This is a genomic window from Pseudomonas sp. LW8 (assembly GCF_041956865.1).
Lineage (GTDB): Bacteria > Pseudomonadota > Gammaproteobacteria > Pseudomonadales > Pseudomonadaceae > Aquipseudomonas > Aquipseudomonas siliginis.
The window spans coordinates 3,215,477-3,230,363 of the sequence record NZ_CP168138.1 but is presented as its reverse complement, the minus strand read 5'-3'; the positions used below and the strand labels follow the sequence as shown (position 1 = coordinate 3,230,363).

General features: G+C 61.0%; 13 protein-coding genes. 4 read left to right on the top strand and 9 right to left on the bottom strand.

Annotated features, from left to right (window positions below; translation table 11 throughout):
* Positions 1-86: 86 nt before the first annotated feature.
* The 7 genes from AB9L16_RS14575 to AB9L16_RS14545 all read right to left on the bottom strand — a co-directional run bounded on the left by AB9L16_RS14575 (position 87) and on the right by AB9L16_RS14545 (position 5,432).
* The gene (locus AB9L16_RS14575; protein ID WP_375122296.1) at positions 87-650 is read right to left on the bottom strand and encodes an NUDIX hydrolase; all 564 of its coding nucleotides are present in this window, start codon (positions 648-650) and stop codon (positions 87-89) included.
* Between the two features lies 1 nt (position 651).
* The gene (locus tag AB9L16_RS14570; RefSeq protein WP_016775014.1) at positions 652-1,416 is read right to left on the bottom strand and encodes a GntR family transcriptional regulator; all 765 of its coding nucleotides are present in this window, start codon (positions 1,414-1,416) and stop codon (positions 652-654) included.
* Between the two features lie 57 nt (positions 1,417-1,473).
* Complete coding sequence (locus tag AB9L16_RS14565; RefSeq protein WP_003225716.1) at positions 1,474-1,863, bottom strand: carboxymuconolactone decarboxylase family protein; 390 nt, start codon at positions 1,861-1,863, stop codon at positions 1,474-1,476.
* 136 nt (positions 1,864-1,999) lie between these two features.
* Complete coding sequence (locus AB9L16_RS14560; RefSeq protein WP_071172702.1) at positions 2,000-2,485, bottom strand: flavin reductase family protein; 486 nt, start codon at positions 2,483-2,485, stop codon at positions 2,000-2,002.
* Positions 2,486-2,497: 12 nt separating this feature from the next.
* Positions 2,498-3,979 carry an aldehyde dehydrogenase gene (locus AB9L16_RS14555; RefSeq protein WP_056789392.1) on the bottom strand — a complete coding sequence of 494 codons (1,482 nt, stop codon included), beginning with the start codon at positions 3,977-3,979 and terminating at the stop codon, positions 2,498-2,500.
* Positions 3,976-4,809 (bottom strand): alpha/beta fold hydrolase, encoded by an 834-nt coding sequence (locus AB9L16_RS14550; RefSeq protein ID WP_375122295.1) that lies wholly within the window; start codon positions 4,807-4,809, stop codon positions 3,976-3,978. Before AB9L16_RS14550 ends, AB9L16_RS14555 begins: the two co-directional genes overlap by 4 nt.
* A 32-nt stretch (positions 4,810-4,841) precedes the next feature.
* Positions 4,842-5,432 (bottom strand): amino acid synthesis family protein, encoded by a 591-nt coding sequence (locus AB9L16_RS14545; protein WP_056789406.1) that lies wholly within the window; start codon positions 5,430-5,432, stop codon positions 4,842-4,844.
* Between the two features lie 462 nt (positions 5,433-5,894).
* Here AB9L16_RS14545 and AB9L16_RS14540 point away from each other — a divergent pair, with 462 nt between their 5' ends.
* Positions 5,895-6,938, top strand: a complete 1,044-nt coding sequence (locus AB9L16_RS14540; RefSeq protein WP_056789409.1) for a YCF48-related protein — start codon at positions 5,895-5,897, stop codon at positions 6,936-6,938.
* The gene (locus AB9L16_RS14535; RefSeq protein WP_042606775.1) at positions 6,935-9,319 is read left to right on the top strand and encodes an RND family transporter; all 2,385 of its coding nucleotides are present in this window, start codon (positions 6,935-6,937) and stop codon (positions 9,317-9,319) included. Before AB9L16_RS14540 ends, AB9L16_RS14535 begins: the two co-directional genes overlap by 4 nt.
* A 264-nt stretch (positions 9,320-9,583) precedes the next feature.
* Here the strand turns inward: AB9L16_RS14535 and AB9L16_RS14530 are convergent, their stop codons facing one another.
* Positions 9,584-10,303, bottom strand: coding sequence for a FadR/GntR family transcriptional regulator (locus AB9L16_RS14530; protein ID WP_024013185.1), 720 nt, complete (start codon positions 10,301-10,303; stop codon positions 9,584-9,586).
* Between the two features lie 187 nt (positions 10,304-10,490).
* Positions 10,491-12,227, bottom strand: coding sequence for an IlvD/Edd family dehydratase (locus tag AB9L16_RS14525; RefSeq protein ID WP_041480068.1), 1,737 nt, complete (start codon positions 12,225-12,227; stop codon positions 10,491-10,493).
* 192 nt (positions 12,228-12,419) lie between these two features.
* Between AB9L16_RS14525 and AB9L16_RS14520 the strand changes: the two genes are divergently transcribed.
* Together AB9L16_RS14520 and araD1 are read left to right on the top strand one after the other, a co-directional pair.
* Positions 12,420-13,742, top strand: coding sequence for an MFS transporter (locus tag AB9L16_RS14520; protein WP_056789414.1), 1,323 nt, complete (start codon positions 12,420-12,422; stop codon positions 13,740-13,742).
* 144 nt (positions 13,743-13,886) lie between these two features.
* A complete protein-coding gene (gene araD1 / locus AB9L16_RS14515; RefSeq protein WP_252886340.1) occupies positions 13,887-14,879 on the top strand; it encodes an AraD1 family protein in 993 nt (330 codons plus the stop codon).
* The last annotated feature ends 8 nt before the right edge of the window (positions 14,880-14,887 follow it).

The following is a 14,887-nucleotide window of genomic DNA, read 5'->3' as shown; positions in this document are numbered from 1 at the left end:
CGAATGCGTTCGATCATTCAACATTTGTATCGACTGACACGACGCCTTCGCGAGCAGGCTCGCTCCCACAGGGGTATAGGTGGTGATCAGCGCATGAAATGGATCTTGCCGCTGTCATCATTACCCATGTAAATCCCGTAAATCCCAGCCTGGCGCTCTTCGATATAGCGCTCGAGAATCTGCCGGATCGCCGGGTAATAAATCTGCTCCCACGGAATCTCTTCAGGGGCGAAGAACTTGTAATCCATGGTCTCCGGCCCGTACTGCCCGGTGATTTCCAGGGCGATGGCGCGGAAGATGATGTACACCTCGCTGATCTTCGGCACGCTGAAAATCGAATACGGCGAGACGATTTCCGCGCGCACGCCGCTTTCTTCCCAGACTTCGCGCAGCGCCGCCTGCTCGGTGGTTTCACCGCTTTCCATGAAACCGGCCGGCAGCGTCCAGGTGCCGGGGCGCGGGGGAATCGCCCGTTGGCACAAGAGGTATTTGCCGTCCTGCTCGATGATGCAGCCGGCAATGATCTTCGGATTGACGTAGTGGATATAGCCGCAGCCGCGACACATCAGGCGCTCGTGCGTATCGCCCGGCGGCGTCTGCTGACCGAGGTCAGGGCCACCGCATTTCGGGCAAAAGCTCGGGCTGAACATGTCATTGACCTATGCGGGGTTCTTTCAGCGCGATCGGCAGGGTGATCGCCGGGGTGCCTTTGACGGCGACGCCGGTTTCTTCCTGCTTGCGCTTGAGGTAATCGAGGGCCACGGCGGCGGCCGCGCGGACGTGATCGACACACGCCTGATGCGCCGCCAGCGGATCGCCGCTCTTGATCGCCTCGACCATTTTTTCCATCTCGTGATTACTCGCGCCGCGTCGGTTTTCCTGGGAGACCGAGGTCGCGCGCAGATAGCTGATGCGCGCCTGCAACTGACGCAATTGCGTGGCGGCGACATGGTTGCCCGAGCCTTCGAGCAGCACGTCGTAGAAACCCTGCACCGAGTCGATCACCTGTTGCAGCTCGCCGTCCTTCAACGCCTTGCGGTTGTCATCGAGGGCTTTTTCCAGGGCCTTGATGTCCTTGGCTTTGGCACGCAGGGTGAACAACTGCACGATCAAGCCTTCGAGCACGCAACGCAATTCGTAGATATCGACGGCGTCGTCGAGGGTGATGATGGCTACGCGCGGGCCTTTGGCGTCGGCGAATTCGACGAGACCTTCTGATTCAAGGTGACGCAAGGCTTCGCGCACCGAAGTGCGGCTGACGCCGAGGCGATCACAGAGGTCGCGTTCGACCAGACGATCGCCTGGCATGAGCTGGAAATTCATGATCGCGCTACGCAGTTTGTCCAGCACGATTTCGCGCAGGGTAACGGGGTTGCGATTGACCTTGAAGCTGTCGTCGAGTGGCTGGCGTTTCATGGGGTCCGCTCTTGAGCTTGGCTGTCCATGCCAGACGGGCATCAAAACAGCCGAGGGTTAACTGGAGGCCTCGGCGTCGGCTTCGGCAAAGGCTTCACGGGCCAGCCGGAAACTGTCCACGGCCGCCGGAACGCCGCAATAAATGCCGACCTGAAGCAGAATTTCGCGTATTTGCTCACGACTCAGGCCGTTACGCAAGGCGCCACGCACATGCAGCTTGAGTTCATGCGGGCGGTTGAGCGCCGAGATCATCGCCAGGTTGATCATGCTGCGCTCCTTGAGCGACAGACCCTCACGCCCCCAGACATGGCCCCAGCAGTATTCGGTGACCATTTCCTGCAGCGGGCGGGTGAAGTCGTCGGCGTTCTCGATCGAGCGCTGAACATAGGCTTCGCCCAATACCTGGGTGCGGATTTTCAGGCCTTTTTCATACTTATCGTTACTCATCATTCCTCCAATCCACAGGTGTTTCCTGTGGGAGCGAGCCTGCTCGCGAAGGCGTCGTGTCAGTCGATGCAAATGTTGAATGATCGACCGCTTTCGCGAGCAGGCTCGCTCCCACATTGGCAATCGTGTCTGGCTGTCAGGCCAGAGTCGGCAACGGGCCGAGCTTGCCTTTGTGATAAATCATCGGCGTCACCGGTTGCTCGGGCAGGATCAGGTTCTTCACTGCGCCGACAATGATCGCGTGATCACCGCCGTCGTATTCACGCCACAACTCGCACTCGATGATCGCCGTGGCCTTGGCCAGAATCGGGTTGCCCAAATCGCTCAAATGCCACTCGATGCCCTTGGCCTTTTCCTTGCCCTTGCCGGCGAACGCGTAGGCTTCGGCGGTCTGCTCGGCGGAGAGCAAATGGATGGCGAATTTCTTGCTGTCGCGCAGTACCGGGTAGGTGTCGGAGGCGTAGTTGGGGCAGAACAGCACCAGCGCCGGGTCGATCGACAGCGCGCTGAACGCGCTGGCGGTGATACCGACGATGCCGCCGTCCGGGTCGAGGGTGGTGACCACCGTGACGCCGGACGGGAACGAGCTCATGACGTCTTTGTAAATGCCGGGTTCGATCATTTCGCAGGACTCCTAGCGCATCACAAACGGATCAGGCATCGGCGCCTGGGAGAGGTTGATCCACACCGTTTTCAGTTCGGTGTAGGCCAGCACCGAGTCGATGCCGCTTTCGCGTCCATAGCCACTGTTCTTGAAGCCGCCGATCGGCGCCATCGCCGACACTGCGCGGTAAGTGTTGACCCAGATAATCCCCGAGCGCACATCGCGGGCCAGACGATGGGCGCGACCGAGATCGCGAGTCCAGATGCCGGCGGCGAGGCCGAACTGCGAGTCGTTGGCGATCGCCAGCGCTTCGGCTTCGTCTTTGAAACGAATCACCGAAGCCACCGGGCCGAAGACTTCTTCCTGCATGATCTTCATCGAATTGCGGTCGCACTCGAATAGCGTCGGCTCGTAGAACCAGCCTTCACCGAGATCCGCCGGACGCTTGCCACCGGTGCGCAAACGCGCGCCTTCGGCGATCGCATCGGCGACCAGACCTTCGACCACCGCCAGTTGCTGCGCGGTGGCCATCGGCCCCATTTCACTGTTGTCTTCCTGTGGGTTGCCGATGCGGATGCGCTGGGCGCGCTCGACCAGACGATTGACGAATTCGTCGTAGATTTCATCCTGCACCAGCAAGCGCGAACCAGACACGCAACTCTGCCCGGACGCTGCGTAGATCCCGGCAATCGCGCCGTTGATCGCGCTGTCCAGGTCGGCGTCGGCGAAGATGATATTCGGCGACTTGCCGCCCAGTTCCAGCGACAGCTTGGCGAAATTCTCGGCGCTGCTGCGCACCACATGCCGTGCCGTCGCCGCGCCGCCGGTGAAGGCGATCTTGCGGATCAGTGGATGGCGGGTGAGGGCGGCGCCGGTGCTCGGGCCGTAACCGGTGACGACGTTGACCACGCCCGGCGGAATCCCGGCTTCGAGGGCCAAGCGTGCCAGCTCAAGAATGGTCGCCGAGGCGTGCTCGGACGGCTTGATCACAATCGTGTTGCCGGCGGCGAGGGCCGGGGCCAGTTTGATCGCCGTCAGGTACAGCGGGCTGTTCCATGGAATGATCGCGGCGACCACACCCATGGCTTCGTGCACGGTGTAGGCAAACAGGTCGGGCTTGTCCAACGGCAGGGTGCCGCCTTCAAGCTTGTCGGCGAGGCCTGCGGTGTAGTGGAAGAACTCCGGCAGATAGCTGACCTGGCCACGGGTTTCGCGGATCAGCTTACCGTTGTCGCGGCTTTCCAGCTGCGCCAGGTGTTCCTTGTTTTCTGCGATCAGATCACCGAGGCGGCGCAGCAGTTTGCCGCGCGCAGTGGCGGTCAGACCACGCCACGCCGGGCTGTCGAAGGCCGTTTGCGCCGCTTGCACGGCGCGTTCGACGTCCGCTTCATCGGCGTCGGGCAATTGCGCCCAGGCTTGCGCGGAGGCCGGGTTGAGGCTTTCGAAGGTCTTGCCGGAGAGGGCGTCGACCCAGTCTCCGCCGATGCACATCTGGAAGCGTGCGAGTGTCATGCAACGATCCCCTTTATATGGTTTTGTCGGGCGTGTGCGAATTGAAGAAATTCCAGCAGCATCTGATTAACCAGACGTGGCGACTCTACCGGCATCATATGCCGTTGCTCGGGCAGCACGGCAACCTTCGCAGCGGGGATGCGTCGGGCCAGTTGCTCGGCCATTTCCGGCGTCGAGCCGGGGTCGAGTTCGCCGGTGGCGATCAGCGTCGGCGCCTGAATGCTGTTCAGGTCGTCGGCGCGGTACATGTCCTGGGTGGCGAACAATTCGTAGGTGGTCAGATAGCCCTGCGGATCGTTGTTGGCCAGAGTCTGGCGCAACGCGGCGATCTGCGCCGGGTTGGCCGCCTGATATTCACGGCTGAACCAGCGCGACAACGCCGCTTCGGCATTGGCGTCCGGGCCGTGTTCGGCAGCCTGGGCAGTGCGGGCAATCACGCCGGCACGCTGTTCTTCGCTGCGGTTGAACACGCTGTTCAACACCACCAGGCTTTGCAGGCGCTCCGGGTAATGCAGGGCGAAGGCCCGCGCGACCAGGCCGCCCATGGAGAAACCGATCACCGCTGCCTGGGGCAGATTCAGGTGATCGAGCAGCTCGAGCAACTGATCGGCGTAACCGAGCAGGTCGGTGCCGCTGGCCGGGCGCGGGCTGGCGCCGTGGCCGAGCATGTCGTAGGCGATCACCTGATATTGGCTGGCGAGGCCGACAATCTGCCCGCCCCACATTTCTTTGTTCAGGCCCACGCCGTGGATCAAGACCACGGGCTGGCCTTGGCCGGTCGCCAGGTAACTGGTGCCAGCCGGGGTGAGTTCAGCGGTGAGCCGAATCATGGAGCGCTCCTGCAATGCCTTTCTTGTTGTGATTACTGGGCTTTTTCGGCGGCCAGTTCTTCCAGATCGATGTAGCGGTTGCCGATACGCGGGTGCAGGCGGCCACCGTCGGCGCAACCCAGCACGACGACGATTTCGTCGGCACGCGGCGCGTCTTCGATCTGCATTTCCAGGGTGATGTAGTGCGAACGCAGGCCTTCGTCGTCCTTGTGCATCATCGGGATCTGAATCGACGTGCCCGGACCGCCGCGCTTGTTGGTAAAGCTCAGGTAGCTCTTGGCTTTCACCGCTTCGCGATAGTGGTTGCCGAAGCGCAGCGTATGGATCACGGCGGAGGCGTGTTCGATCTCGCCGTCAGCGCCGACCACGGCGGCTTTGCCGTAAGCCTCGATCTTCTCGGCGCCACCAATGATGCCCACCAGGCGCTCGACCATCATGGCGCCGAGGTCGGAGCAGTTGGCGCGGATCTGCGGCTTGAGGTCTTCGACAAAACCGTGGCCCACCCACGGGTTCTTCATCACCACGGCGAGGCCGACCATGGTCACCGGCTTGTCAGTGGACTTGCCGCCTTCGATGAAGGTTTCTTCGACATAGCTGACGATCTTGCGAATTTCGAAACTCATGAGCTGCTCCGTTTGGGGGATTGAGAGTGTCTGTGCGTCTGATGGTATACCATAATACCGATCCTGCAAGTCCCCTCCGCAACAATTGCGTCATCCATCCTACGAATGGCTGCGCATTCACCCTTTGTCGCAAAACCAACCATCACTACAAACCCTGTGGGAGCGAGCCTGCTCGCGAAAGCGGTGGGTCAGCCAATAAACAGGGTGACTGATACACCGCATTCGCGAGCAGGCTCGCTCCCACAGGGAAAATGATGGGTTACAGAGAGCCGCTTTCGGTTAACAAAAGATAACGCGGCGCCGATTGTCAGACATTTGCAAAGCCCGATAGGATGAGCCAGCTTCCGAAGGGGCTCTGGATTGCGGGTTTCAGGACTATGCTTCTGAAACGCCAGTAGCCGAGCACCCTTGCGGCGCCCTTGAAGGCCCGATGGCCCAACAATAATAAATAGGGGAAGGTCTATGAGTCGTTGCCGCCCGCCGGCGTTACGCAACACCGCGTTGCTGGCCACAGCACTCTCGCTGCTGGGCTTTGCCACGTTATCGGCACCTGTGATTGCCGCCGAGGCCCCGGCTGACGTGGTCTATGCCACCGAATCGGCCAAGGCCGCAAAAAGCCTGATTCTTGATGTCGTCCACGCTGGCGCGCGTCTTGTCGCGGTCGGCGATCGCGGGCACATCGTCTATTCCGATGACCAGGGCAAAACCTGGACCCAGGCCAAGGTGCCGACCCGGCAACTGCTCACTGCCGTGTATTTCGTCGATGACAAAAACGGCTGGGCCGTGGGCCACGACGCACAGATTCTCGCCAGCGCAGACGGCGGTCTGACCTGGACCAAACAATTCGAAGACCTCGCACGCGAATCGCCGCTGCTCGACGTCTGGTTCAAGGACGCCAGCAGCGGCTTTGCCGTGGGCGCCTACGGCACGCTGCTGGAAACCTCCGACGGCGGCAAGCACTGGGAAGACGTCAGCGATCGCCTCGACAACGAAGACCAGTTCCACCTCAACGCCATCGCCGCCGTGAAAGACGCCGGGCTGTTCATCGTCGGCGAGTCCGGCAGCATGTTCCGCTCCGCCGATGACGGCCAGACCTGGGAAAAGCTCGAAGGCCCGTACGAAGGTTCGCTGTTCGGCGTGATCGGCACGGCGCAGCCGCAGACCCTGCTGGCGTACGGCTTGCGCGGCAATCTTTATCGCTCCACTGATTTCGGCAGCACCTGGGAGCAGGTCGAACTCAAAGCTGCACGCGGTGCGCTGGAGTTCGGTCTGTCTGGCGGCACGCTGCTCGAAGACGGCTCGATCGTGATCGTCGGTAACGGCGGTTCGGTGATCAGCAGCAGCGACAACGGCGAAACCTTCAGCGTGTTCAACCGTCCGGATCGCATTTCGCTGTCGTCGGTTACCGCCGCTGGCAACGGCAACCTGATTCTGACCGGGCAGGGTGGTTTGCACATCACCCAGCCAAACGGTGCCGAGACCAATAACAAGAAGGCGGGGCTATGACTTCCTTGATCACTCCTCAGCAGGAAAAGGCGACGGTTCTCGAGCGCCTGATCTTCAACAACCGTCCGGCCGTGATCCTGATCTGCCTGGTGGTGAGCATTTTCCTGTTCTGGCAGGCCACGCTGATCCGGCCGTCGACCAGTTTTGAAAAAATGATCCCGCTGCAGCATCCCTTCATCGAAAAGATGATGGAGCACCGCAACGATCTCGCGAACCTCGGCAACACCGTGCGTATTTCGGTGGAAGCCACCGACGGCGACATTTTCTCCAAGGAGTACATGGAGACCCTGCGTCAGATCAACGACGAAGTGTTCTACATTTCCGGCGTCGATCGTTCCGGCCTCAAATCGCTATGGAGCCCGAGCGTACGCTGGACCGAAGTGACCGAAGAGGGTTTCGCCGGCGGTGAAGTGATTCCGCAGAGCTACAACGGTTCCCAGGACAGCCTCGATCTGCTGCGCAACAACGTGCTCAAGTCCGGCCAGGTCGGGCGTCTGGTGGCCAACGATTTCAAGTCGAGCATCGTCGACATCCCTCTGCTGGAGGCCTATCCGGACCCCCAGGATCAGGGCAAGCTGCTGGCGCTGGACTATCGCCAGTTCTCCCATGAACTCGAAGACAAGATCCGCAACAAGTTCGAAGCGCAGAACCCCAACATCAAGATCCACATCGTCGGTTTCGCCAAGAAGGTCGGTGACCTGATCGACGGTCTGGTGATGGTGGTGCTGTTCTTCGGTGTCGCCTTCGTCATCACCCTGATTCTGCTGCTGTGGTTCACCAACTGCCTGCGCAGCACCATCGCTGTGTTGAGTACGACGCTGGTGGCGGTGGTCTGGCAACTCGGGTTGATGCACTTCTTCGGCTTCGGCCTCGACCCGTATTCGATGCTGGTGCCGTTCCTGATTTTCGCCATCGGCATTTCCCACGGCGTGCAGAAAATCAACGGTATCGCCCTGCAATCCAGCGAGGCCGATAACGCCCTGACCGCTGCGCGGCGCACCTTCCGCCAGTTGTTCCTGCCGGGGATGATCGCGATTCTCGCCGATGCGGTGGGCTTCATCACTCTGCTGATCATCGACATCGGCGTGATCCGTGAACTGGCTATCGGCGCCTCCATCGGCGTTGCGGTGATCGTGTTCACCAACCTGATCCTGCTGCCGGTGGCGATTTCCTATGTCGGCATCAGCAAGCGCGCGATTGCCAAGAGCAAGAAGGACGCCAACCGCGAGCACCCGTTCTGGCGTCTGCTGTCGAACTTCGCCAGCCCGAAAGTCGCGCCGATTTCGGTAGCGCTGGCGCTGATCGCCTTCGGTGGCGGCCTCTGGTACAGCCAGAACCTGAAGATCGGCGACCTCGACCAGGGCGCGCCGGAACTGCGTCCGGACTCGCGCTATAACAAGGACAACAACTTCATCATCAGCAACTACTCGACCAGCTCCGACGTGCTGGTGGTGATGGTCAAGACCAAAGCTGAAGGCTGCTCGCGCTACGAAGCCATGGCGCCGATCGATCAGCTGATGTGGAAGATGCAGAACACCGAGGGCGTGCAGTCGGCGATCTCGCTGGTGACCGTGTCCAAGCAGATGATCAAGGGCATGAACGAGGGCAACCTGAAATGGGAAACCCTGTCGCGCAACCCGGACGTACTGAACAACTCGATCGCCCGCGCCGATGGCCTGTACAACAACAGCTGCTCGCTGGCACCGGTACTGGTGTTCCTCAACGACCACAAGGCCGAAACCCTCGACCGTGCGGTGCAAGCGGTGCAGGAGTTCGCCAAGGAAAACAATAAGGACGGTCTGGAATTCATCCTTGCTGCCGGTAACGCCGGGATCGAAGCGGCCACCAACGAAGTCATCAAACAGGCTGAGCTGACCATTCTGATTCTGGTGTACATCTGCGTGGCGGTGATGTGCATGATCACCTTCCGCTCTTGGGCGGCAACCCTGTGCATCGTCCTGCCGCTGGTGCTGACCTCGGTACTCGGCAACGCGCTGATGGCGTTCATGGGCATCGGCGTGAAAGTTGCGACGCTGCCGGTGGTGGCGTTGGGCGTGGGGATTGGCGTGGATTACGGCATCTACATCTACAGCCGCCTGGAAAGTTTCCTGCGTGCCGGGCTGCCGTTGCAGGAAGCCTATTACCAGACCCTGAAGTCCACCGGTAAAGCGGTGCTGTTCACCGGCCTGTGCCTGGCGATCGGCGTGTGCACCTGGATCTTCTCGGCGATCAAGTTCCAGGCTGACATGGGCCTGATGCTGACCTTCATGCTGCTGTGGAACATGTTCGGCGCGCTGTGGCTGCTGCCGGCGCTGGCCAAGTTCCTGATCAAGCCTGAGAAGCTGGCGGGGCAGAAGGGCAATTCGCTGTTTGCCCACTGATCTGACAGGCTGAAACGACAAAGCCGCAACCTTGAGGGGTTGCGGCTTTTTTTGTGAATCAACATCAAGAGCCCCTCACCCTAGCCCTCTCCCGGAGGGAGAGGGGACTGACCGAGGGGTGCGGCTAGATATATCGACCTGAAATACCGAGTCGGTTATGGATTCACAGCAGAACGTTCAAGTCGGCGTAAATCTCAAATATTCCCCAATCGGTCCCCTCTACCTCTGGGAGAGGGCTAGGGTGAGGGCAAGCGGTCTCAAGCCCTAAGAAAGCTCAGCGCCAAGCACCACACTCAACGCACTGCGCGCATCATCCAGCTGCACCAGCGTCGCATGTCGGGCACCCAGCGCATCACGATTCTCGATGGCGGTCAGGATCGCCTTGTGCCGCGGCAACGCCAGTTCATGCAGATTCGGCCGTTGATTGGAATGCTTCAACGCCTCGGCAATCGCTACCGCCAACATGTTGCACAGGTTCGCCAGCAGGTCGTTGTGCGTGGCATCGGCGATGCGGCTGTGGAAGTCCAGGTCCGGCTGCAACAGCGCTTCCGGAGTCGGCGCGGCTTCCATGCGTTGGTAGGCTTCGTTGATCGCGGCGATGTCGGCATCGGTTGCATGCTGAGCGGCGAGGGCGGCCGCTGCCGGCTCGATGATGCTGCGCACGCTGGTCAGCACGTTGAAGAATTCATTCTGCGGGCTGCTCTGCATCAGCCAGTGCAGCACGTCCGGGTCGAGCATGTGCCATTCGCGGCGAGCCTTGACCACGGTGCCGACGCGCGGTTTGGAATACACCAGACCCTTGGCCACCAGCACCCGCGTGGCTTCGCGCAATACCGGGCGACTGACCGCGTACTCCTCGCAAAGCAGGGCTTCGGCGGGCAGTTTGTCGTCGGGCAAAAAGCGTCCGGAGACGATCTGCATGCCCAGTTCCTGGACGATGCGCGAGTGCATGCTTTTACGGTCGGAAGGTTTGCGGTAATCCATGGGGAGTGGCGCGATCCTGAGCGATGGAGATGCCGCGCATCATAGCAGGCACGGCACAGATTTGAGGCGATACGCAAAAGCAACTGTGGGAGCGAGCCTGCTCGCGAAGGCGGCATATCAGTCAAATAGATGTCGACTGACACTCCCTCTTCGCGAGCAGGCTCGCTCCCACAGGGGAATTGCGCTGTTAGTGAGAGTGGCGCGGAACCTCGGCACCTCGGCAACCAACCAGGAAGTCAAAGTCGCAACCCTGATCCGCCTGCAGCACGTGATCGATGTACAGCTGACGATAACCGCCCACCAACAACTGTTGCGGCGCTTGCAGATCGGCCATGCGTGCGGCCAGTTCAGCATCCGGAATGTCCAGATGCAGACGGCCGCTGGCGCAATCGAGTTCGATCCAGTCGCCTTCCTTTACTGCCGCCAAAGGCCCGCCCGCTGCCGCTTCCGGGGCAACGTGCAGAACCACCGTGCCGTAAGCGGTGCCGCTCATCCGTGCATCGGAAATGCGCACCATGTCCGTCACGCCTTGCGCCAACAGCTTGGCCGGCAGGCCCATGTTGCCGACTTCAGCCATGCCCGGATAACCCTTCGGCCCGCAGTTCTTCATCACCAGAATCGAATCCTTATCGACGTCCAGCTCCGGATCGTTGATCCGCGCCTTGTACATGTCGAAGTTCTCGAACACCACCGCGCGACCGCGATGCTGCATCAGTTCAGCGCTAGCGGCGGACGGCTTGAGTACCGCGCCCAGCGGCGCCAGATTGCCGCGCAACACGCAGATGCCACCGTCAGCGCGAATCGGATTGTCGAGGGTGCGGATCACTTGGTCTTCGCCGTAGATCGGCGCGTCCTTGGTGTTCTCGCCGATGGACTTGCCATTGACGGTCAGTGCGTTCGGGTTGGGGATCAGATTGGCTTCGCCGAGGCGACGCAGCACCGCTGGCAAACCACCGGCGTAGTAGAACTCTTCCATCAGGAAACGCCCGGACGGTTGCAGGTCGACGATGGTCGGCATGCCGCGACCGATGCGCGTCCAGTCGTCCAGGTCCAGCTCGACGCCGATGCGCCCGGCGATAGCTTTCAAGTGGATCACGGCGTTGGTCGAACCACCGATGGCGGCGTTGACGCGAATGGCGTTTTCAAAGGCTTCCTTGGTGAGGATCTTCGACAGCTTCAGGTCTTCACGCACCATCTCCACCGCACGCATGCCGGACATGTGCGCCAGCACATAACGGCGCGCATCTACGGCCGGAATCGCGGCGTTGTGCGGCAGCGAAGTGCCCAGCGCTTCGGCCATGCAGGCCATGGTCGACGCGGTGCCCATGGTGTTGCAGGTGCCCGCCGAACGCGACATGCCGCCCTCGGCTGCGAGGAAGTCATCGATGGTGATGGTGCCGGCCTTGACCTGTTCGCTGAGCTGCCAGACCACGGTGCCGGAACCGATGTCCTTGCCTTTGTGCTTGCCGTTGAGCATCGGCCCGCCGGTGACGACGATGGCCGGCACGTCGCAACTGGCCGCGCCCATCAACAGTGCTGGAGTGGTTTTGTCGCAACCGGTGAGCAGCACGACGCCGTCGATCGGGTTGCCGCGAATCGCTTCTTCAACGTCCATGCTCGCCAGGTTGCGGGTGAGCATGGCGGTCGGGCGCAGGTTCGATTCGCCGTTGGAGAACACCGGAAACTCCACCGGAAAACCACCGGCCTCGATCACCCCGCGTTTGACGTGCTCCGCGATCTGGCGGAAGTGCGCGTTGCACGGGGTCAGTTCCGACCAGGTGTTGCAGATGCCGATGATCGGCTTGCCGTGGAACTGATGGTCGGCGATGCCCTGATTCTTCATCCAGCTGCGGTACATGAAGCCGTTCTTGTCGGCCGTGCCAAACCATTGGGCGGAGCGCAGGGTGGGTTTCTTATCAGACATGATCGATTCTCTTATTGTAAGACTATTGTTTGCGAGCTGACGCTTAATCTAAGCTCAAAATCCGCGCTTTGGAAGTGTTGTTGGGTAATTAGTATTACTATATAGTCGTTTTCGACGGAGGGATGGCCCTGGCTGTTTTGGCGAGAGGCGTCCCCCGAGGTTCTATAAAAACAACAATCGGAGACCGATCTCATGAGCCAGGAATTGCGGCTTGTCCGGCGCATCACACTGAAACTGATTCCCTTCCTGATCCTGCTGTACCTGATCGCCTATGTGGATCGCTCCGCCGTCGGCTTCGCCAAGCTGCACATGGGCGCGGACATCGGTATCGGCGACGCCGCCTATGGCCTCGGTGCCGGGCTGTTCTTCATCGGCTATTTTCTTCTCGAGATTCCCAGCAACCTGATGCTCGAACGCTTCGGCGCGCGGCGCTGGTTCGCGCGGATCATGATCACCTGGGGCGCGATCACCATCGGCATGGCCTTCGTGCAAGGGCCGCACAGCTTCTACGTGATGCGCTTTCTGCTCGGCGCGGCCGAGGCGGGCTTCTTCCCCGGTGTGCTGTACTACATCACCCAATGGTTCCCGGTGCGCCATCGCGGCAAGATCCTCGGCCTGTTCATCCTCTCGCAACCCATCGCGATGATGATCACCGGTCCCGTGTCCGGTGGTTTGCTGGGCATGGACGGCATCCTCGGCCTGCACGGCTGGCAGTGGCTGTTCATCGTCATCGGCACCCCGGCGATCCTGCTGACCTGGCCGGTGCTGCGCTGGCTGCCGGACGGCCCGCAGCAAGTGAAGTGGATGGATCAGGCGGAAAAAGACTGGCTGACCGGCGAACTGAAAAAGGATTTGCAGGAGTACGGCCAGACCCGTCACGGCAATCCGCTGCATGCGTTGAAAGACAAACGCGTGTTGTTGCTGGCGCTGTTCTATCTGCCGGTGACCCTGAGCATTTATGGTCTGGGCCTGTGGCTGCCGACGTTGATCAAACAGTTCGGCGGCAGCGATCTGGTCACCGGTTTCGTCTCTTCGGTGCCATACATTTTCGGGATCATCGGCCTGCTGATCATTCCGCGCAGTTCCGACCGCTTGAATGATCGCTACGGCCACTTGGCGGTGCTCTATGTGCTCGGTGCGCTGGGCCTGTTCCTCAGTGCCTGGCTGTCGCTACCGGTGGCGCAACTGGCGGCGCTGTGTCTGGTGGCGTTCGCGCTGTTCTCATGCACCGCGGTGTTCTGGACCTTGCCGGGGCGTTTCTTTGCTGGCGCGAGTGCCGCGGCGGGGATTGCCTTGATCAACTCGGTGGGCAATCTGGGCGGGTATATCGGGCCGTTCGTGATCGGCGCTTTGAAGGAATACACCGGCAATCTGGCGTCCGGACTGTACTTCCTCTCGGGCGTGATGGTGTTCGGGCTGATTCTGACCGGCATTGTTTATCGCGTGCTGGAGCGCAAGCACGTGCTGCCCGTCGACCAGTTCGCAGCCAGCGCCCGTGGCGCGACCCGCATCTGACTGACAACACTGGCCCCTGTGGGAGCGAGCCTGCTCGCGAAGAGGCCATCACATTCAACACTGCTGGTGACCGGTACACCGCTTTCGCGAGCAGGCTCGCTCCCACAGGGGATAGCGGCGTTTTTGATGGAACAGGAGAAAATCATGCATCTGGTTCAATTCGAATTACCCAACGGCGAGCGCCGGGTCGGCGTGGTCGACAACGGTCAGGTCCGCGAAGTCGAGGACGCCCGCAGTGTCCGTGATCTGGCCCTGGCGGCAATCGAGGCCGGCAACTCGCTTGAGCAGCAAGTACAAAGCCTCGGCCTCGGCGCCAGTCACGACTATGGGCAGTTGCTCAAAGACTTGCGCATCCTGCCGCCACTGGATCACCCGGACCCGGCACACATGCTGGTCAGCGGTACTGGTCTGACCCATCTCGGCAGTGCTTCGGCCCGCGACAAGATGCACCAGCAGGCCGGCGATGAAGCGGCAATGACCGACACCATGCGCATTTTCAAATGGGGCGTGGAGGGTGGCAAACCGGCGGCGGGGCAGGCCGGTGTGCAACCGGAGTGGTTCTACAAGGGCGACGGCAGCATTGTCGTGCGTCCGGGGCAGGCGTTCCCGCTGCCGCCGTTCGCCGAAGACGCCGGTGAAGAGCCAGAGATGGCCGGCCTGTACGTCATCGGCAACGACGGCAAGCCGTATCGCCTCGGTTTCGCCGTCGGTAACGAGTTCTCCGATCACGTCATGGAACGCAAGAATTACCTGTACCTGGCGCACTCGAAATTGCGCAGTTGCAGTTATGGCCCGGAACTTCGTACCGGTGAATTGCCTCAACACCTTGCCGGCACCAGCCGAATCCTGCGTGACGGCGAAGTGCTCTGGCAGAACGAGTTCCTCAGTGGCGAGGCCAACATGTGCCACAGCCTGGCGAACCTCGAGTACCACCACTTCAAATACAGTCAGTTCCTGCGTCCGGGCGACGTGCATATTCACTTTTTCGGCACTGCGACCCTGTCGTTTGCCGACGGCATCCGTACCCAGCCGGGCGACACGTTCGAGATCAGCCAGGCCGACTTCGGCGCTGCGCTGGTCAACGGTATCGCACCGGTTCAGGCGGCTTTTGAACCGGACAGCATCGGCACCCTTTAAGGAGATCC